This is a genomic window from Paralcaligenes sp. KSB-10 (assembly GCF_021266465.1).
In the GTDB taxonomy this organism is placed as follows: Bacteria; Pseudomonadota; Gammaproteobacteria; order Burkholderiales; family Burkholderiaceae_B.
Genome location: NZ_CP089848.1, coordinates 1,312,108 through 1,330,831, shown reverse-complemented (window position 1 = coordinate 1,330,831; position 18,724 = coordinate 1,312,108). Strand labels below are relative to the sequence as shown.

Annotated in this window: 15 protein-coding genes; 7 read left to right on the top strand and 8 right to left on the bottom strand. The window is 56.8% G+C overall.

What is annotated here, in order from left to right; translation table 11 throughout:
* Position 1: 1 nt before the first annotated feature.
* From LSG25_RS06050 to LSG25_RS06025, 6 genes are all read right to left on the bottom strand, one after another.
* Positions 2–919 carry a diguanylate cyclase gene (locus tag LSG25_RS06050; protein ID WP_232743797.1) on the bottom strand — a complete coding sequence of 306 codons (918 nt, stop codon included), beginning with the start codon at positions 917–919 and terminating at the stop codon, positions 2–4.
* Positions 920–959: 40 nt separating this feature from the next.
* Entirely contained in the window at positions 960–3,473 is a 2,514-nt protein-coding gene (locus LSG25_RS06045) for an ATP-binding protein (protein WP_232743796.1), read from the bottom strand.
* Positions 3,470–4,816, bottom strand: a complete 1,347-nt coding sequence (locus LSG25_RS06040) for an ABC transporter substrate-binding protein (protein WP_232743795.1) — start codon at positions 4,814–4,816, stop codon at positions 3,470–3,472. The genes LSG25_RS06045 and LSG25_RS06040 overlap by 4 nt, the downstream gene beginning before the upstream one ends.
* Before the next feature lie 250 nt (positions 4,817–5,066).
* Positions 5,067–5,843 (bottom strand): IclR family transcriptional regulator, encoded by a 777-nt coding sequence (locus LSG25_RS06035; protein WP_232743794.1) that lies wholly within the window; start codon positions 5,841–5,843, stop codon positions 5,067–5,069.
* The gene (locus tag LSG25_RS06030; protein WP_232743793.1) at positions 5,840–6,706 is read right to left on the bottom strand and encodes an N-formylglutamate amidohydrolase; all 867 of its coding nucleotides are present in this window, start codon (positions 6,704–6,706) and stop codon (positions 5,840–5,842) included. The genes LSG25_RS06035 and LSG25_RS06030 overlap by 4 nt, the downstream gene beginning before the upstream one ends.
* Before the next feature lie 38 nt (positions 6,707–6,744).
* Positions 6,745–8,157 (bottom strand): YfcC family protein, encoded by a 1,413-nt coding sequence (locus LSG25_RS06025; protein ID WP_232743792.1) that lies wholly within the window; start codon positions 8,155–8,157, stop codon positions 6,745–6,747.
* A gap of 262 nt (positions 8,158–8,419) precedes the next feature.
* Here LSG25_RS06025 and LSG25_RS06020 point away from each other — a divergent pair, with 262 nt between their 5' ends.
* Positions 8,420–9,022, top strand: a complete 603-nt coding sequence (locus LSG25_RS06020; RefSeq protein WP_232743791.1) for a hypothetical protein — start codon at positions 8,420–8,422, stop codon at positions 9,020–9,022.
* A gap of 40 nt (positions 9,023–9,062) precedes the next feature.
* On the opposite strand, the gene LSG25_RS06015 is transcribed toward LSG25_RS06020, so the two are convergent.
* Entirely contained in the window at positions 9,063–10,550 is a 1,488-nt protein-coding gene (locus LSG25_RS06015; RefSeq protein ID WP_370635959.1) for a diguanylate cyclase domain-containing protein, read from the bottom strand.
* A 307-nt stretch (positions 10,551–10,857) separates the two neighbouring features.
* On the opposite strand from LSG25_RS06015, the gene LSG25_RS06010 reads away from it, so the two are divergent.
* Together LSG25_RS06010 and LSG25_RS06005 are read left to right on the top strand one after the other, a co-directional pair.
* Entirely contained in the window at positions 10,858–12,012 is a 1,155-nt protein-coding gene (locus tag LSG25_RS06010; RefSeq protein ID WP_232743790.1) for an acyl-CoA dehydrogenase family protein, read from the top strand.
* 34 nt (positions 12,013–12,046) lie between these two features.
* Entirely contained in the window at positions 12,047–13,021 is a 975-nt protein-coding gene (locus LSG25_RS06005) for a tripartite tricarboxylate transporter substrate binding protein (RefSeq protein WP_232743789.1), read from the top strand.
* Between the two features lie 68 nt (positions 13,022–13,089).
* Here the strand turns inward: LSG25_RS06005 and LSG25_RS06000 are convergent, their stop codons facing one another.
* A complete protein-coding gene (locus LSG25_RS06000; RefSeq protein WP_232743788.1) occupies positions 13,090–13,992 on the bottom strand; it encodes a LysR family transcriptional regulator in 903 nt (300 codons plus the stop codon).
* 138 nt (positions 13,993–14,130) lie between these two features.
* On the opposite strand from LSG25_RS06000, the gene LSG25_RS05995 reads away from it, so the two are divergent.
* The 4 genes from LSG25_RS05995 (at position 14,131) to LSG25_RS05980 (ending at position 18,698) form a co-directional block, all read left to right on the top strand.
* Positions 14,131–16,230 (top strand): acetate--CoA ligase family protein, encoded by a 2,100-nt coding sequence (locus LSG25_RS05995; protein WP_232743787.1) that lies wholly within the window; start codon positions 14,131–14,133, stop codon positions 16,228–16,230.
* Positions 16,223–17,077, top strand: coding sequence for a MaoC/PaaZ C-terminal domain-containing protein (locus LSG25_RS05990; RefSeq protein WP_232743786.1), 855 nt, complete (start codon positions 16,223–16,225; stop codon positions 17,075–17,077). The genes LSG25_RS05995 and LSG25_RS05990 overlap by 8 nt, the downstream gene beginning before the upstream one ends.
* A gap of 29 nt (positions 17,078–17,106) precedes the next feature.
* Positions 17,107–17,856 carry an SDR family NAD(P)-dependent oxidoreductase gene (locus tag LSG25_RS05985; protein WP_232743785.1) on the top strand — a complete coding sequence of 250 codons (750 nt, stop codon included), beginning with the start codon at positions 17,107–17,109 and terminating at the stop codon, positions 17,854–17,856.
* A gap of 65 nt (positions 17,857–17,921) precedes the next feature.
* Entirely contained in the window at positions 17,922–18,698 is a 777-nt protein-coding gene (locus LSG25_RS05980; RefSeq protein ID WP_232743784.1) for an enoyl-CoA hydratase/isomerase family protein, read from the top strand.
* Positions 18,699–18,724 lie beyond the last annotated feature (26 nt).

The following is an 18,724-nucleotide window of genomic DNA, read 5'->3' as shown; positions in this document are numbered from 1 at the left end:
CTCAGTCCCACAGTATGCGGTTGCGGCCCGCTTGCTTTGCCGAGTACAAATGCTTGTCGGCCACACTGACCAATTCCGCGGAACTGCGGCTGTTGGCCGGTATGGTCGAGGCAACGCCGATGCTTACCGTAACGCATGATGCATCGGGCGAGGCGGGGTAGGGAATGGCCAGCGATGCGATGGCGGCGCGGATCGATTCGGCGACATGGGCGGCTCCTTCTTCATCGGTATTGGGCAGCACGCAGGCGAATTCCTCGCCGCCGTAGCGCGCCGCCAGATCGGTTTTCCGCAGCATGGCGTCATCGATTGCCCGGGCGATTCGTTTCAGGCATTCGTCGCCGGCCTGATGGCCGCAGGTATCGTTGTAGCGCTTGAACGTATCCACATCTATCATGAGCAAAGCCAAAGGCTGGGCAAGTTCGGCCATGCGTTGCCATTCGCGTTCAAGGGTCTTGTCGAATTCCCGGCGATTCGCGATTCCGGTCAGGCCGTCGCGGTGCGACAGGCGTTCCAGCAAGACACGTTGCCGGCTCAACTCCAGGTGGTTGCGGATTCGGGCCCTCAGGACAGGGATGCTGAACGGCTTGGCGATGTAGTCGATTGCTCCCAGGCTCAAGCCTTGCTCTTCGTTTTCTTCATCGGTGAGCGAAGTCAGGAAAACGACGGGAATCGACGCGGTCGACCGATTCGCCTTGAGCCGCCGGCATACTTCCAGGCCGTCCATGCCCGGCATGCGGATATCGAGCAGAATCAGGTCGGGCTGATGCTCCATCGCCAACTGCAAGGCCTCGGCGCCGCTATAGGCGGTGAGGGCGCTGCACAGAGGCTCCAGTGCAACACTGGCGAAGGTGACATTGATAGGAAGGTCGTCGACGATCAGTACCTTTTGTCGGCGGCTTGGCATGTCTGTGGTGAACATGGCCTACATATTCCTTCCCATTGAGCGAGGTGCGAGGTTGTTATTCATGTTTGTCGTCCCATTCGGCGGATTGAGGTAAAAAACGCTCTTGCAGCAGTTGTATGCTCTGCAGGGTAGCTTGGCGAATTTGAGCAGCCAGCTGTTGGCTTTGCAAGAGATCGGCGCGCTTCACGGCCTGCTTCAGCTGTGCACCCAAAGCCGCCAATTGGCTCAGGCCCGCGTTGCCGGCGACACCGATCAGATCGTGCGCCATTTGGTCGAGAACCGTAAATTCCCCCTTTTGCGCCGAGCTGGCAATGTGCAGGCTGCGTACCCGGCTGTCTTCAATCAGCACTGTCAGCAGATTCTCGAAATGCTCGGCGCTCATGGTTTGCTGCATTCTACCCAAAACCAGGCCTTCAAGGGATATCTGCGCGGAATCGGCCGGCAAGTAGGCGCCGGGCGCGGACATGAACGCTGCATCGCCGCGGCGCCTGCCCGTCGAGGGCGGGGGAGCCGGGGCTTGCTGTTCGGCGGCGGGCAGCGCTGTTGCGTCAGGATCGTCCGGCCGCGGTACCTGTACGCAGCGCAGCAAGGTTTCCCATAGCACTTTCTCGTCTATAGGTTTGGCTATATGCGCCACCGTGCCGGCATCCTTACCGGCGGCGACATCGTGCGCGCTGGCGTTCGCCGTCATGGCAATGATGGGCAATGCGAGGAATCGCGGGTTGGCGCGCAATGTGCGAGTTGCGCTTAATCCGTCCATGACGGGCATCATCATGTCCATCAGTACAGCGGCGTAGGTACCATCGGGTGCAGCCTGCAATATGTCGATCGCCGCCTGGCCGTTTTCAGCCACATCGACGGCGATTCCTTCCGATTTCAGCAGTTCCACGCCGATTTGCCGATTCAGATCGTTGTCGTCGACAAGCAGGATGCGAAGGTTCTTCAACGTCGAAACATCGGGCAACGGCCGATCGGCAGGCGCCGGCACGTGGCGATGGCCGTCAGGCCTGTCGGCAAGTCGCGAGCGGGCCAGCCGAACCGTAAACCAGAATGTGCTGCCCCGTCCCTGGACGCTGTGCATTCCGACCTGGCCCTCCATAAGTTCCGCCAGATGTTTGGAAATGGCCAGGCCCAGTCCGGTACCGCCAAAGCGCCGCGTGATCGATTCATCGGCCTGCTGGAACGCCTGGAAAAGACGTTCCATCTGTTCGGTGCTCAGGCCGATCCCCGTATCCTGGACTTCGCATCGCAGCAGTATGCCGTCGGCGCCATCGGGCTGCGCATCCATACGCAGGCGTACTTCACCGCTTGCAGTGAACTTGATGGCATTGTTGAGGTAATTGAGCAGAATCTGGCGAATGCGGGTTGGGTCTCCAATGGCCATCGCGGGTACGGTGGCGTCTATGGCCACGCGCAAGGCGAGGCCTTTGTCGGCAGCCTTGGGCCGCATCATTTCTGTTACCTCATCTACCAGGCGTGGGAGGTCGAACTCGATTGCTTCTATGGTCAGCTTGCCGCTGTCGATTTTCGAAAAATCAAGAATGTCGTTGATGATTTCGAGCAAATGCCTGCCGGCCTGCAGGATTTTTTCCAGGCAGTCGCGCAAGCGGGGCGTCAGATCGTCTTTTAACGCAATTTGCGTCAGTCCCAGCATGCCGTTGAGCGGCGTGCGGATTTCATGGCTCATGGTTGCAAGGAATGCTGCTTTGGCCTGCGCCGCCTGCTCGGCGATATCGCGCGCGTGGGCGCTGGCAGCCGCTTCCCGCTCCAGTTGGTCGGCGCGCTGCATGGTGTCCTTGAACACCTGCAATGCTTTGGCCATGCTGCCTACTTCGTCGCGCCGCGACGTGCCGGTAATTTCATCGTCATAGTTGTTTAGCGTGAGTCTGCCCATGATGCGTGTCAGACGAACGATGGGCCGTGAAATCTGGATGATTGTCACGTACCCCGAAAGCACCAGCACCAGCACCAGCACGATCCCCACCGCCAGCGCCGTAGTCATGATCGTGCTGTTGGTGGTTTTGTTCAGCGTTACGGATGTTGTCTTGAAGTTATCGATGGAATTGTTGCGCAACGCATTCATTTCGCTTTGCAGGGTATGCATCGACGGTTCGAATTGCTGGTGGATGATGGCCAATGCGCGATCGCCGCGCCAGCGGGCGGCCCAATCGATCACCGATGCGGCCAGGGCGAACGATTCTTTTGAATGATCCAGAATGCGCTCCAGCTCGGCCTGTTTTTTTGGCATCAAGGGGCGGATCCGCTGTATTTTATCGTTGAACTGCGCCTGAAGACCGTCAATGATTTTCTGGCTGGTGCGCATTTTTGAAACTTCCTGCTCGGTCAGGACGGAATACAGCAAACGACTCGAATCGCTCATGCGCAGCAAGGCGTCGCCGATCAGCAGCGCGCTTTGAGCTTCGTGATTGATCAGTGCGCGGTACTCGCGGTCTACGGATCGCATGTTCGACAGGGCATACAGGGTGGTGAGCGCCGCCATTACCCCCAGCACAGCCACCATCAGAACGATCTTGGTGGCCAGTTTCAAATTGGAAAAACGCTTTTTCATGGAGTTTTCCCCACCTGGCTCACGTTGCTCCGCAGTCGTTGCGACGCCTTATTCCGGTAGCGGGCAATCACGTCGTGCAACTGCTGCGCGGCCTGTTCGTCGGTGATCTGGCCAAGGAAATGACGATGTACCACATCGTAAATGCCTTCCTTTACAAGAGGGGGATTTGCATTGCCCATGGCCACAGAGCCCATCAGGGTGCGCCGCATATTGGCACTGCGCATATCGTTGATGGCTTGTTGACCGCACGCATCGAAAGGCGCCTTGGAAACATCCACCCGTGCCGGCGCCGCGCCGGTCATGAGATTGAGGGCTGACTGGAAGTCCGGATTCATCAATGTGGATTCGAGACGCTGCTTGGTCAGTTTGCTGCCTGGCCCCTGTTTGAATACTACATATTGATCGCTATTGAACAGATAGACCCCTTGCGTGTCAGGGAACCGGAAACAATAGAAATCGCGGTCGGCCTTTAAATGATCGTGTACGAACTCGCCGTCTACCCAACTGCCTTGCACCTGCAGCAGTGCCTTGCCCTTGCGCACGAGATCAGTTGCCTGATCCCAACGCCGAGTATCGAAACCAGGGTCGACGTAGGTTTTCAGTATGCGCATCCGCCGGAAAATGGTTGCGGTCACAGGCGCTTCGAGCGTCTTGGCATCGAGCTCTATAAAAGCTTTTCGATAGAACTCGGCGCCTGCCGTTGAAACGGCCACCGATTCGAACAACAAGGTCTGCTCCCAGGCGTCGCCGCCAATGGCCAGTGGCAAGATTCCGGCTGCTTTGGCCTTGTCCAGCAATGTGATCAGGTCCGGCCATGTGTCGGGCGCCTGGCCGCCGATACGGTCCAGCGCCGCCTTGTTCACCCATAGCCAATTGGTCGAATGGGCATTGATGGGTGCTGCCATCCAATTGCCCTGATATTTCGATAGCGCCTGAATGCCTAGCGGCACCACCTCATCCCATTCTTCGCGGCGGGCCACTTCATTCAGATTTTCCAGCAAGCCGGTTTGGGCCCATTCGTGGATGGCAAAACCAATCATTTGCGCTGCTGTCGGCAGTTTGCCCGCGTCTACGCGTTGTCGCAGCACATCGGTGTAACGCGCCGTTCCGCTGCCCGAGGCAGACGCTTCGTGCCAGATGATTCCTTGCTGTTCGATATAGCGTTTCAGCACATCGATACTTGCGCGCTCGCCCTTGGACACCCACCAATGGAAGATGTCGACTTCCGCCGGCTGGGCGGATAAGGGCGGTCGTGCGGGCTCGGGCGGCTGGGCGGGAACGGCCGATGGGCTCAATGCCGCCAGCGCAACTATCCATCTGCATAAGTAGGACAGGGTCCACATGGCTGATTTCCGGGTAGGGGCCAGCTATCGGATGTTCTACACAAGAGATAAGAGTTCTGGGGTTTTGTAACTGGCCTTTCCAAAATACTACAACGAAAAGAAGCCATGGTTTCGTCGAACTTCATCAAGATTTGTCAAGACCGCCCTGTGGTGCGGCAGTCTGCGGAAGTGGCGACGCCGCGTGGAGGCCTGGTGGCGTGCGGATGGCGCAAATCATGGTGAATCCGCCGCTTTCAGTGAATCGCCCGATTCAGTCGCAGCGGGCGGAAATGATCAATGCGCTTTCCAACAGTTTTTTCTTGATGGATTGGGTGCGTTCATTGGAAAAGCGGTGGTCGGGCCCGGCAACGCTGAGGGATGCTATGACCTGCTTGCCCTGGTTCCAAATGGGCACGGCCACCGCGGCGGCGTGAGGCGTATTTTCCCCGCGCGAGATGGCGTAGCCATTGGCCCGTATCCGGTCAAGTTCCTGAGTAAGCTGGCTGCGCTTGACCAGGGTATCGCGTGTTCGCTGCGCCAGGGGCTGGCTCAGCAGGGCATCGAACACCTCGGGTGGGCTATGGGCCAGCAGCACTTTACCCGAGGCCCCCACATAGAGAGGCCGGCGGGCGCTGACATCGTTATGCACCCGATCGGGATCCACGGTGTCCCAGCGCGCTATGCACAGGGTTTCGAGGCCGTCGCGAATGCGCATCTGTACATTTTCGCTGAACAGTCGTCCCAGTTCGCGCAGATGAGGCCGCACCAGGCCTATGAGGCGGGTTTGCTCCTGGGCCGACAGTCCCAGATACAAAGCCTTGGGGCCTAAATAGTAGGCCGGTTGCCTGCCTTCTTTGCGAATCAGCCCACGGTGTTCCAGGGTGTACAGTAGCCGGAAAGCGCGGGCCTTGGTGTTATGGCTGGCCTGCGCCAGTTCCGTTAATCCCAATCCGGGGGTTTGGGCGATCTTGAGCAGCAGCGCAAGAGCCTCGTCGACAGCGGCGACGGTATAGTCGGGCGCGCTCAAAGTCTTGCACGGCTCGTTCACGGAGCGAAATCCAGGCTGTTTTTCAGCTCGGCCCGGATGTAGTCGGCGGTACGCCTGGCCACTTCGTGCAGATGTTTTTGCAAAGGCATAAAACCCTCGTGTTTGCTGAAATCCTGCTCGTCCATATACAGGCGGCGGTTCAGCTCGATCTGCAGACTGTACCGGCGCGCGGCCGGATTGCTGTACGCTTTGACGAGTTCGGCGCCTTTGTACGGCCGGTTGATTGACACATGGTAGCCGAGATCCCTGAATTGGTCGGCCAGCCACAGGCTGAATTCAGGCAAGGCGGTCGTGTGGTCGATGTCGCCGATGACGATATCGGGGCGCAGGGCGCCGGCATCGATGTTCATGGCATTGCCCACCGATTTCATCGAATGGCAATCGATATGCCATACCGCGCCGAACCGGGCGTGAGCCTGGTCCAGCAGCGTTTTGAGTTGATGATGGTAAGGCAGATAGTAATGATCCAGGCGGCTTTGCACTTCGGGCACGCTAAGCCGCTTGTCGTAGAGGGGCACACCCGGCAAGGCGTAGCGGCGGATCAGGCCCATGCCGGCGCGGGTCTTTTCGCTTGTCGAGATGGGGCCGGGCCAGGGCTGGGCCAGCAGTTCGGCGTCTATGTCGAGCATGCTGCGATTGGCGTCGATATAGCTGCGGTGAAATCGGGCGGCCAGCAAGTGGGCGCCTTCAGCGACCGCCCCTTGCCAAAGTTCGTCAACCCAGGCATCCCAGCCCGAATCCAGCGCCGCTTTCGGTGCGCATGTCGGAACGGTAGCCGGGAAGTCGTTGCTGCTGTGCGGCGAGTCGATGACCAAAGGGACCGCCGGGCCGGTGGGGGCATAGAGGGAATAGGCGCTTGTCATGTCTGGCTCTTGCGATGTTTGTGGCCGATGTGGTTTATTTAGTAGCCAATGGAAATGGCATAAGCCATGATGGCCAGCGACAGCACGGTCAGGATCAGCACCAGCGGCAGTATGAATTTCAGCCATTCGATGAAGTTGACCTTTCCGGCCGCCAGGAAAGCCAGCAGCATTCCCGATGTCGGGGTGATCATATTGGTCAGGCCATTGCCGAACAGGAACGCCTGCACGATGGATTGCTTGCCGATGCCCGATAATTGTCCGATGGGGCCGAGTATCGGGATGCTCATGGCGGCCTTGCCCGAGGTAGACGGCACCAGCACATCCAGGATCATTTCGACAAACATCATGCCTTGCGCCGCGAAGCTTGTGGAATGGCCTTCGGCCATGGATGACAGCTTGTAGATCACCGTGTCCAGCACCAGGCTGTCTTTGAGCACGATATTGATGGCCGATGCCAGGCCTATCAGCAATCCCGCCAGTACCATGCCTTTCATGCCTGTCAGGAACGCTTCGCAGGCATCCCTCAAGGGCAGGCCGGCGATCAGGGCCGATATGATCGCAACCACCAGATAGAATGTGCTCAGGTCTTTCGAGTGCCAGTTGTACTGGTTGACGCCATAAATCAGGCCCAGTACGCTGATGCCAAGAACCGATAGAATCGCCAGATGGCGCCCTCCCAAGGGCCGCCCGGCGCCGGCATGCTGGACGGGACTGGCGCTTGTGCCGGCGCGTCTTACATAAAACAGCATGTAGGCGATGCCTATAGCCAGATAGAGAACGAAAACGAAGACGCGCAAGCCTACGCCATTCAAGGCGGGCAGGCCGAGCAGGGGCTGGGTGATGTTGAGCGCAAGCGGGTTGGTAATCGACGCGATGTAGCCGATTTTCGCGGCAATCAACACCAGGCCCACCCCGAACAAGGGCGGCAGGCTCAGGCGCTCGGCCAGCAGCACAACCACGGGAATGAGCACCAGGTACTCGGAGATCAGGCCCAGGAAAGTGCTGCCGCAGGCCAGGGCAAGCATCAACAAGGGTGTGAGCCAGTACACGTTGCCGCGAGTCAGTTCCAGCAGCCGGTCTATCCCCGTATCAATGGCTTCGCTTTTGCGGATAATGCCGAACATGCCGCCGATAATCATAACCATGAAAATCAGGTCGGCAGCCTGGCTGAGTCCTTGGGGTATGGTGGCCAGGGTTGAAACCAGGCTGGCTGGCGCCGCCTCTTTTCCGGATGAGTGCGCGGCGCCGACAAGGACATCGCTGAAATGCCGGGCTTTCGGGATCACCTGATAGGTGCCGGCGATGACCAGCTTGCCCTGACGCTGGAACGAGCCCGAATCGAGCACATACGTCAAGGCCATTGCAAACAGCATGATCAGCAGCATGATGGCGACCGGGTGCAGCATTTTCTTTTCGGGTTTTCTTATTACCGCCGGATTGGAAATATCCACGGAATGTCTCCTGGTATCTTGTTTCGGGCAATGAAATCTTTTGTGCGCACCTAGTTGGCCATTGAATTTCCAGGCCATAAAGACATTTTCTCTAATTGACGGAAAAATAGGTCTTTTGTTTTGTTCAGTGAAACGGAGCCCGGTGGTTTCTGCAAGTCATGCCGGGCCAGCGGACCTTAACTCTGTTCCGAGCAGGGTTACGAGGGAAAAACCGGAAGGCGGACACTATACTCGAACGGTATTCTGGAACTGGAACGCCACAATGAGTCATCCCGCGTTTTTCGATAGCGCCCGCAAAATCACCATGCAGGATCCCCTGGCCGGCTTGCTTGGTGCCGCGGATCAGGGGGTCATCGACTATTCTTATGCCGACGCCGTCAAATTGGCGGGCCATTCATGCCCGACAGTGGCGGGAGCCTATTTAATGACACTCGCTGCTTTGGAGCGCTTGTATGGCAAGAATCTGCCGCAGCGCGGCGCCGTCAAGGTAGAGTTTCGCGCCGACCAGCGCAGCGGCGTCACCGGCGTGATCGCCAATGTGGTTGGCCTGATTACCGGGGCAAGCAGCGACAATGGGTTCAAAGGGCTTGGCGGTCTGTACGATCGCCGCAATCTGTTGTTTTTCAATGTGCCGCTGGCTAACGGCGACATTCGTTTCCAGCGCGTCGATAGCGGCGCCTGCATAGAACTCGCCTATCACCCAGAGGTTGTGCCGGCTTCACCTGTTGTCATGCAGTTGCTGCAGAAAATATTGGGCGGCGATGCGCTGGAAAGCGAAAAACGGGAATTCGCCCAGGGCTGGCAGGCGAGGGTTGAACGCATTCTCGAACAGGCCGACAATCCGGCGCTGATCACCTTTGCGTGACAGACTCCGATTCGGGTGGGCAGCTTCGGCCAGCTCGCTGTCACGAAGCCCGCCGCTCGCCCTTTCTTCTGTCGTAATGGGTTTTCTTGTCGTCGTACATGGCGATATCCGCCCTGCGCAGAGCGTCTTCGAGGCGCTCGCCGCCCCGGCAGGTTGCAATACCTATCGAAAAACTCAATAAGGAGCCGGAGTAAAACTGGTTGTTGAGTTCGATCAGCTTGTGAATGCTTTCGAGCATGGCTTCACCGTCGCGCTCATCGGCGCCCGGCATCAGTATGACAAATTCGTCGCCGCCTATGCGCGCGGCCTGGGCCGGCTTGTCTATGGCCTTGGCCAGCACTTCGCCGACGCGGCGCAGCAGGGCATCGCCGGCTGCGTGGCCCAGCTGGTCGTTGACGGTTTTCAGATCGTTCAGGTCGATCATGATGATGGTTACCGGGAATGGGCCTTTCCGTTCCAGCCGGTTCAGTTCGTCGACATAGAAAGACCGATTCTTCAATTTTGTCAGGACATCGTGCTTGCCGAGGTATTCAAGGTACGATTCGGCCTTTTTCCGTGCGGTGATGTCCGTCAAGGCCAGCAGCACGAGATCCCACTCTTGCTCATGCCCCGGAAATACGGAAAACTGCAGGTGGATATTGATGGCATTGCCGTCGAGCGCATAGTTGATCACTTCGCGTTGGTGGAACAGACGCCCCTCCCACAAGTCCATCAACTGTTCGCGGAAATGGGGCAGCATGTCGTCGCGGAACACTTCCGGCAGGCGGCTCAGCAGGGTGGCTTTATCGGCGACCTTGAGCATATCGAGCGTGGCTTGATTGACGTCCAGCACCCGAATCTCGGCCATGCAACGCTCGACGAATTCCGGGTGCACATCGGTAAAGGTGCGGAAATCGCTAATGCCTCGCATACGCACTTCGTCGAGCAGTCGCTTTATGGCCTGGAAGTCTTCGACCCACAATGACACCGGCGCGTATTCGAACACGCTGCGCGCGTACAGCTCGCTTGCGGCAACCCGCCTGCCGGCCTCTTCGAGCTCGGTGATGTCATCGACGGCGACCAGCACGCGGTCCCAGCGTGTTTCATGGCCAGGCAGGATAACGCCTTTGAGCAGGATGTCGAGGCGGCGGCCATCCAATGTGTAATTGACGCTCTTGCTTTGAAAGTGCAGTTTTCCGGACCACATCTGCACGAGCTCGCCGATGTGCGCATCCAGCATATCGTCGCGCAGCACGTGGTCGAGGCGGGCCGCCAGCTCGTCGAAGCTGCGGGCCCCGTAAAGCGTAAGAGTGCGCTGATTGACTCGCAGCACTTTGATGCAGGCCGAGCAGGCCGCGACACGGCTGGGGTCTTCTTCGAGGAAGCTGCGCAGATCGGAGACGCCCGCCGCGCGCCAGGTTTCAAATAAGTCGCGCAGCTTGCTGTAGTCTTCGAGCCACAGCGAAGTGGGTGTCACATCGAAAAAATCGACCAAGGCAACGCCCATTGTTTCGAGGTTGCGTTCGCTGTTGCCGGTGCCTGGCTGCATAGAGAGTCTCAGTGGGTTTGGTGTGTCGATGGGGTTGAATGGCAAGCAGACCCTGTCGATGACGGCTATTTTATAACGGCTTACTGGATTCCTTTTGTTTTTATAAGGATTTGCGTGGATTGCGCCGCGATCCGGCAACAGTTTAAAAATCGGATGAATTATTTATTTCGTATCAGCATTTAGTAAAAAAATACTTCAGGAATATCAGCCGCCTTGATAGGATTTGCCTGTCGGCCTCTGTAGAAGCCTAAGTCATGCAGAGTGCGGCTATCGACAAAAATTAATTTCCCGAGACGAGATATCAAGCATGATTCGTGATCATGAGGTGCTGAATATATTGCTGGATAGTGTCAGGCGCTTTGTCAGGGAGCGCTTGGTTCCTGCAGAAGCACAGGTTGCCGAATCCGACCAGATCCCAGAGCCGCTGATAGAAGAAATGAAGGCGATGGGCTTATTCGGCCTGACGATTCCAGAGGAGTATGGCGGCCTGGGATTGAGCGCCGAGGAAGAGGTATTGACGGTATTTGAATTGTGCCAGACCTCGCCGGCGTTCCGTTCGATGGCAGGCACCAACCTGGGTATAGGGTCCCAGGGCATCCTGATTGACGGTACCCAGGAGCAAAAGCAGACCTATCTGCCGAAGATGGCCAGCGGTGAATATATTGCGTCTTTTGCCTTGACCGAGCCCGGTTCGGGTTCGGACGCTGCATCGCTGCAAACCACGGCGATGAGGGACGGCGACAACTATATTATCAATGGCACCAAGCGCTACATCACCAATGCGCCTGAGGCCAGCGTGTTTACCTTGATGGCCCGCACGGACCCGGGCAATCGTCGGGCGGGCGGAATCAGCGCATTTATCGTCGACGCCAGATCTAAAGGCATTGCACTGGGTGCGGTGGATAAAAAGATGGGGCTCAAAGGCTCGCACACCTGCGATGTGATTTTCGAGGATTGCGTGGTTCCAGCCAAAAACATTATTGGCGGCAAGCCTGGCCTGGGGTTCAAGACTGCCATGAAAACTCTCGACAAAGGGCGTATGCATATTGCCGCGATTTGCGTCGGCGTTGCTCAGCGCATCTTGAATGACGCATTGAAATATGCGGTCGAGCGCAGGCAGTTCGGCCAGCCGATCGCGAACTTCCAGTTGGTGCAGGCCATGCTGGCCGATAGCAAAACAGAGCTTTATGCGGCTCGCACGATGGTGATTGATGTGGCGCGTCGCCGCGACGATGGCCTGGAGCATACGACGGAAGCGGCCTGCGCCAAATTATTCGCCTCGGAAATGTGCGGGCGTGTGGCCGACAAGGCTATCCAGATTTTGGGTGGCGCCGGTTATATGGCGGAGTACGGCATGGAGCGGTTTTATCGGGATGTTCGCATTCTGAGAATCTATGAAGGCACCAGCCAGATTCAGCAATTGGTGATTGCCAAAAACATGATCAGGGATTTTGCAGGATAAAAAGGGTTCGATTTCAATTTTTTCTGGAGACTTTATGGTGCGTAAAAAAATAACATCGTGTTTTGCGGCGCTGGTGCTGGGTTGTTTCTCTATGGCATCCCACGCGGAATCAAGCTATCCCTCGCGATCGGTGGCAGTGGTGGTGCCGTATTCGCCTGGAGGATCATCGGACATAGCGGCCCGCCTGGTGGCCAGCAAACTGTCCGAGATGAACGGCCAGACGTTTATCGTTGAAAACAAGCCCGGTGCAGGTGGAAATATCGGTGCCGCGTTTGTGAAAAGGGAGAAGCCGGATGGCTACACCATCCTGCTGGCGACTACCGGCCACGCCATCAACCAAACCTTGTTCAAGAAATTGAACTACAGCCTGATCAATGATTTCACGCCTGTGACGACCCTGGTGTCGGGCGCACTGACTCTGCTGGTGAAGGGCGACAGCCCGATGAACAATACCGGGGACCTGTTGTCTTATATCAAGGCGAACCCCGGCAAAACCTCGTTCGGTTCGGCCGGCATTGGTTCGTCTCCGCATCTGGCGGCCGAAATCATGAGGGACAATACGCCTTTCGATTCAATCCATATCCCGTTCAGCGGCAGCTCCAATGACATTACCGCCCTGATCGGCGGCCAGGTGACCTTCAGTTTCGAAACCTTGCCGGCCTCTCTGGCGTTTATCAAATCGGGCAAGGTCAAGGCCTTGGCCATCAGCACGGCAAAGCGCGATCCCGATCTGCCCGATGTTCCTACCATGCAGGAGCAGGGGTTCACGGGTTTCGACGTGGCCTTCTGGAATGGATTCTTTGTGCCTAAAGATACGCCGGCGGCCGTGTCGGAAAAACTGAACGCGCAGATCAAACAGATTCTCGCGATGCCCGATGTCGTGCGGAAATTCAAATCGATGGGGGTCAGCCCGGATTGGCGTTCGCTCGCCGATAGTAAAGATTATATGAAAGGCGAGGTCAAAAAATATGCCCAGGTTATAACCAAGGCGAAAATAAGCATCGAATAAACAGTTTGATGGGCCGCATTATCGCTTGTTAAAAAAGCTTGCCGCCCCTCATGGTGCCGGCAAGCTTGTTATTTTTTTTCTTGCGAAATAATCGACGAAGCCATTTCCAGAAAACGCAGCGTGGTTAGGGATTTGTACTTTGGGTTATATGCCAGAGCCAATCCCATAGCGGGCTGCGGGCTGCGCTTGGCCAGGTTTTTATACACCACGTTTTTCAGGGGCTTGGCCAATGCGCTGGACGGAACGAGCGCAATGCCCATACCTATTTCCACCAGAAAAAGAATGGTTTCGACCTGCTCTGCGGCCTGTGAAATCGTAGGCAGGAATCCGGATCCCTGGAAGAGCAGCATGGATATGGCATGCAAGCCAGGAACGGATCCGGCGGTATAGCCGATAAATGATTCGTGCTTGAGGTCGGCCAGTGCTATTTCTTCCTTTTGAGCAAGGGGATGCTGCCTGGGCACTGCGACCAGGAATCGGTCGTTTTCCACAATCTCGTACTTGATCGAGCTCATCAGGGTCAAGGGAACCCGGATGATACCTATATCTATTTCATTCTTTTCCAGTGACTGCACAATGCCCGAATTATTGTTTTCATAAAAATGCAGGCTGACTTGAGGATAGGTTTTTTTGAATGGTGTCAGCAGCTTTTGCAGCAGGGAATATTTGGCCGACCCGACGAAGCCCAAGGTGAGCTTGCCGTTCAGGCCCTTTTCGGTCATTTTTGCAATATGAGGAATTTCATGAATGCTGAACAAAGTTTGCTTGGCCAGTTCGAGTATGGACTCGCCCGCCTTGGTCAATTGGACACTATGCGTGGTGCGGATAAACAGCGGCACGCCGATTTCGTTTTCGAGCTTCTTGATGGACACCGAGAGGGGCGGCTGTGAGATATGCAACCGTTCTGCCGTGGCGCGAAAGCTGAGAGTTTCGGCCAGGATGACGAATTGCTGTAGTTGCCTGACTTCCATGCTAATACTTTTTATGACATAAATTTTGCATATTTAATATTATACAAGAATGTCTATCGATGTCATGATTTAAAAAATCGTGGCCCTTGAGAAAATGCCAGGCCGTCGATGCATGAATGACAAGTGTGGAGATAGAGATTGCATTCTTTTGACAAGGTGTTTTGTCCTCATTCCGTGGCCATTGTCGGGGCCTCTAATGATCCCGCCAGGATTTCGGGGCGTTCGCTGCACTATCTCATCCGGTCCCGTTATGCGGGCGCGATATTTCCCATTAATAATCGCAGCGACGTAGTGCAGGGATTGCCGGCCTACAAGTCCTTGTTCGATTTGCCGCAGGTGCCTGATATGGCATTGATTTGCGTGTCGGCGGCTCAGGTCACGGGGGCGCTTGAGGATTGTGTGGCGCTGGGGGTCGGCGCCGCCGTGATTTTTGCGTCGGGCTATGCGGAAACGGACACCCCGGGCCGGATCAAGCAGAAGGAACTGGCCGATATCGCCAAGAAAGGCGGACTCAGGCTGATAGGCCCGAATTGTCTTGGCCTGTTGAATAGCCGCAATGGCTTCACGGGTACGTTCAGCAGCGGATTCGACAAGCGCCTGCCCGATCCAGGACCCGTGGCCATAGTCAGCCAGAGCGGTGCCTATGGCGGACACGTGGCCTATCTGTGCATGCAGCGCGGCCTGGGTATCAGCTACTGGATATCGACTGGAAACGAGGCGGCTACCGATGTGGCCGATTGCATAGACTGGTTGGCTCGGCAAGATGAGGTCCGCGTAATACTGGCCTATGCCGAGGGTGTCAGCGATGGCAGGAAATTCGTCGACGCTTTGCGTGTTGCTCACGACAACAAGAAGGCCGTGGTTTTCATGAAAGTCGGTCAATCCGAGAAGGGCGCGCTGGCGGCTCAATCACATACGGCCAGTCTGGCGGGCAGCGACGCGGTTTACGAAGGCCTCTTCAGACAGTATGGTGTTTACCGAGCCCGTACGACGGAAGAGCAGGTCGATATCGCGTACGCCTGCAGCCGGGGGGTGTATCCCGAGGCACGCAAGGTGGGGATCATTACGGTGTCGGGCGGATTCGGCATTCAACTTTGCGATGCCGCTGAACGCTACCAACTGGACGTCTCGCCGCTGCCGGCTGCGGCCGGGAAAAAGCTGAAGGAAATAAACCCATTGGGTACGGATAACAATCCGTGCGACACCACAGCCGGCTGGCTCAACGACATGAGCCTGATCACCAGGACCTATGAAGTCATGTACGAGGACGGTGGCTACGATAGTACCGTGGGTGCGTTCACGATTCTTCCCGCCACGCCATCGTTCGGCGAAAGAATCAAGGAGGCCATAGGCAAGGGCACGGCCGCGCACATCGACAGCAAGCCGACGCTGCTGTGCATGGAGGCCGACGATGAGGTGGTGCGTTCTTACGAAAAGGCCGGCTTCCTGATTTTCAAGGACTCGGACCGGGCAATGCAGGCACTTGGCGCGCTGGCACGTATCAAGGAAGGCTTTGATATGCCTGTTCCGGAACCTCGCGATGGCAAGGCGCTTGCTGTGCCGTTGCAAAATGGGCCGTTGTCGGAAGTATCCGCACTGAGGTATCTGCAAAAGGCTGGTGTCGACTTCATGCCTTGTGAATTGGTCACGTCGGTGAATCAGGCTATTGCGGCGGCGCGGCACATCGGCTATCCGGTAGTCATGAAAATAGTGTCTCCGCAGATAGTGCATAAAACAGAGATGGGTGGAGTCATCGTTAATATCGGCAGCGATCAGGAGGTCGCCGCGCACTTCAATGTGCTGATGCAGCGTGCGAAAAGCCTGGGCGATGATATCCGGATCGAAGGGGTGCTGGTTGTCAAAATGGCGCCCAAGGGTGTGGAAACCATTATTGGAGTGAACAACGACCCGCTTTTCGGGCCTGTAGTGATGTTCGGCCTGGGTGGAATTTTTACCGAACTGTTTAAGGATGTGGTGTTCAGGGTGGCACCTTTTGGCGTCGATGAAGCGCGACGCATGATCCGGGAAATCAAGGGCCATGCGCTGCTGGACGGATTCAGGGGCAGCGCCAGGGCCGATGTGAACGCCCTGGCCAGGTTGCTGAGCAGTATTTCGGAATTTGCCGTGGCCAATTCCAGCCAGTTCAGCAGCATGGACTTGAATCCGGTGATGGTTTTCGAGGAAGGCCAGGGTGCATGCGCTCTGGACGCGGTGGTGGTCGGGGCGTGCCATGATTGACGCCCATCAACTGTTGAGCAGGAAGTTCGAGGAAATCATCCAGACCTATAACCCCAGGGATGCCATGTTGTATGCCTTGTCGATAGGCTTGGGGGCGGATCCTCTGGACGAACGACAACTCCGATTTGTGTACGAGCAGAATCAAATTGTTTTCCCCACGTTTGCTCTGGTCCTGGGCTATCCGGGGTTTTGGGCCAAAGAGCCCGACACCGGCATAGACTGGAAGCGGCTGGTGCATGCCGAACAATCGATCCATTTTCATGAGACGTTGCCGGCGTCGGGAACCATAAAAAGCACCAATAAGGTCAAGGCCATCTACGACAAAGGCCCGGAAAGGGGCGCTCTGCTGCTTCAAGAGCGACAGCTTGCCGACGCGGCCAGCGGCCGGCTGCTGGCCACAATATCGCAGCTTTCCCTGCTGCGCGGCGACGGTGGCTGCGGAGACAACGGCGAAATGCCTCCCAAACCGCATCAAATGCCGGATCGCGTTCCGGACTGTTCCGAGGTCGCTAAAACTTTGCCGCAACAGGCGCTGCTGTATCGATTGAATGGCGACTTCAATCCTCTGCATGCCGATCCGCGGGTGGCGGATGAGGCCGGATTCGGCAGGCCGATATTGCATGGACTGTGCAGCATGGGCATTGCCTGCCACGCCGTGCTCAGGAATCAGCTCGATTACGAGATTCCGCGAATGGCCGGTATGCGAGCAAGGTTTACGGCGCCGGTCTTTCCCGGCGATGAACTGCGTACCGATATGTGGCGCGATGGCGACGAGGTGTCGTTCCGCATGGTCAATACCGAAACGGGTAAGGTGGTTTTGAATGGCGGGCGCGTGACGCTGGGTTAACGATTTGACGACAAGGATGGAGAGGCTTTATGGATTTGGGATTGAAAGACAAGGTGGCGATAGTGACGGGATCAGGCCGGGGGCTGGGCGCCGCAACTGCGCGTTGCCTCGCCCGGGAAGGCGCCCGGGTGGTGTTGACCGACATTGAGCCGAATCAGCTGGAAATCACGAAAGGCCAGTTTCTGGAGCAAGGCCTGGAAGTCATTGCGCTGCGGGCCGATATCACCAAAAAACAGGAGGTGGATGATCTGGTGGCGGCCACCGTGGAAAAATTCGGCGGTGTGCATATACTGGTCAATAATGCCGGTTTTCCGAGAGATAGGGTGGCCACCAAAATGACCGAGGAAGATTGGGACCTGGTCATCGAAGTCATCTTGAAAGGTTCGTTCCTGGCTTGCAAGGCGGTATTGCCGCACATGATCGAGCACAAGTGGGGTCGCATCATCAATATTTCATCCAGAGCGTATTTCGGTAATCCTGGCCAGGCCAACTATTCGGCCGCCAAGGCTGGGTTGCTGGGCCTGACCCGAGCCCTGTCGCTGGAAGACGGCAAGCACAATATCACGGTCAACGCCGTGGCTCCCGGTTTCATGGAAACCGAGGCCATAAAAATGCTGAGCTATTACGAGAAAATTCGTGAACTGGCGATAAAAAATACACCCATGGCCCGCACCGGGCTGCCCGACGACATTGCCGATGCCGTGGCATTTCTGGCTTCCGAGCGCGCCAGTTTCATTACCGGCGAAACCCTGCATGTGACGGGAGGCCGCTATGGTTGAGGCGCAAGTCGTTCTTTCATTCCTTATGGAAATTAGGGGCTGTTCACATCGCCGGTGGTCTTGGTATGCCTGATCTTGTGGAAATTCGCGTCGATGGCCCGGTGGCTATTCTGACGCTGTGCAATCCGCCGTTGAATGTGGTCAATCTTGCCTTGACCAGGGATTTGAATCGGCACCTCGACGGTATTGCTCAAGACACGGCCGTACGGGCGGTGATTATCACTGGTCAGGGGGAGCGTGCATTTTGTGCGGGCTCGGATGTCTCCGAATTCAAGGACATGACCCTGCCAGGCCAGGTGGTGGAAAAGAAATTGCTGTTTCAAAACGCAGTATTCAGGAAACTGGAAAGCCTGCGTCAGCCGACCATTGCGGCGATAAACGGCCTGGCGTATGGCGGTGGACTGGAGATTGCCTTGTGTTGCGATCTCCTGGTGATGGACGAAAAGTCCAGGCTGGCCTTGCCTGAGATCAAGCTGGGCGTGTTTCCCAGTAGCGGCGGCACGTTTCGCCTGACTCGAAAAATTGGCGCAGCACGGGCCAAAGAGATGATTTTCCTGGGTGAGCCAATAGACGCCGAAACAGCGTTGCGCTACGGGCTCGTCAACCGGATTGCCAGGCCCGGAGCCAGCCTGCGGGCAGCCGTGGAATTGGCTCACAAATTAAGTATCGGGCCGCGTCGGGCCCTGGCCTTGGCCAAAGCCCTGATCAATGACGCGTTCAATAGCCCGACCAGCGAGCTGATTGAAAAATCGCTGGCGGCCAGCGATCAGGCTTTTACCTCGCCGGAGTGCCGGGAAGGGGTCAGGGCGTTCTTTGCCAAGGAACCGGCGAAGTTCGATTGACAGTCATTGGAATTAAAGGAATACAA

Excerpts from the sequence above, each read along its gene's own strand:
- LSG25_RS06020 (WP_232743791.1), top strand. The coding sequence starts at position 8,420 with ATGAGTCATCCCGCGTTTTTCGATAGCGCCCGCAAAATCACCATGCAG.
- LSG25_RS06005 (WP_232743789.1), top strand. The coding sequence starts at position 12,047 with ATGGTGCGTAAAAAAATAACATCGTGTTTTGCGGCGCTGGTGCTGGGT.
- LSG25_RS06000 (WP_232743788.1), bottom strand. The coding sequence starts at position 13,992 with ATGGAAGTCAGGCAACTACAGCAATTCGTCATCCTGGCCGAAACTCTC.
- LSG25_RS06010 (WP_232743790.1), top strand. The coding sequence starts at position 10,858 with ATGATTCGTGATCATGAGGTGCTGAATATATTGCTGGATAGTGTCAGG.
- LSG25_RS06015 (WP_370635959.1), bottom strand. The coding sequence starts at position 10,550 with ATGCAGCCAGGCACCGGCAACAGCGAACGCAACCTCGAAACAATGGGC.
- LSG25_RS06050 (WP_232743797.1), bottom strand. The coding sequence starts at position 919 with ATGTTCACCACAGACATGCCAAGCCGCCGACAAAAGGTACTGATCGTC.
- LSG25_RS06030 (WP_232743793.1), bottom strand. The coding sequence starts at position 6,706 with ATGACAAGCGCCTATTCCCTCTATGCCCCCACCGGCCCGGCGGTCCCT.
- LSG25_RS05985 (WP_232743785.1), top strand. The coding sequence starts at position 17,107 with ATGGATTTGGGATTGAAAGACAAGGTGGCGATAGTGACGGGATCAGGC.
- LSG25_RS05980 (WP_232743784.1), top strand. The coding sequence starts at position 17,922 with ATGCCTGATCTTGTGGAAATTCGCGTCGATGGCCCGGTGGCTATTCTG.
- LSG25_RS06040 (WP_232743795.1), bottom strand. The coding sequence starts at position 4,816 with ATGTGGACCCTGTCCTACTTATGCAGATGGATAGTTGCGCTGGCGGCA.
- LSG25_RS05990 (WP_232743786.1), top strand. The coding sequence starts at position 16,223 with ATGATTGACGCCCATCAACTGTTGAGCAGGAAGTTCGAGGAAATCATC.
- LSG25_RS06045 (WP_232743796.1), bottom strand. The coding sequence starts at position 3,473 with ATGAAAAAGCGTTTTTCCAATTTGAAACTGGCCACCAAGATCGTTCTG.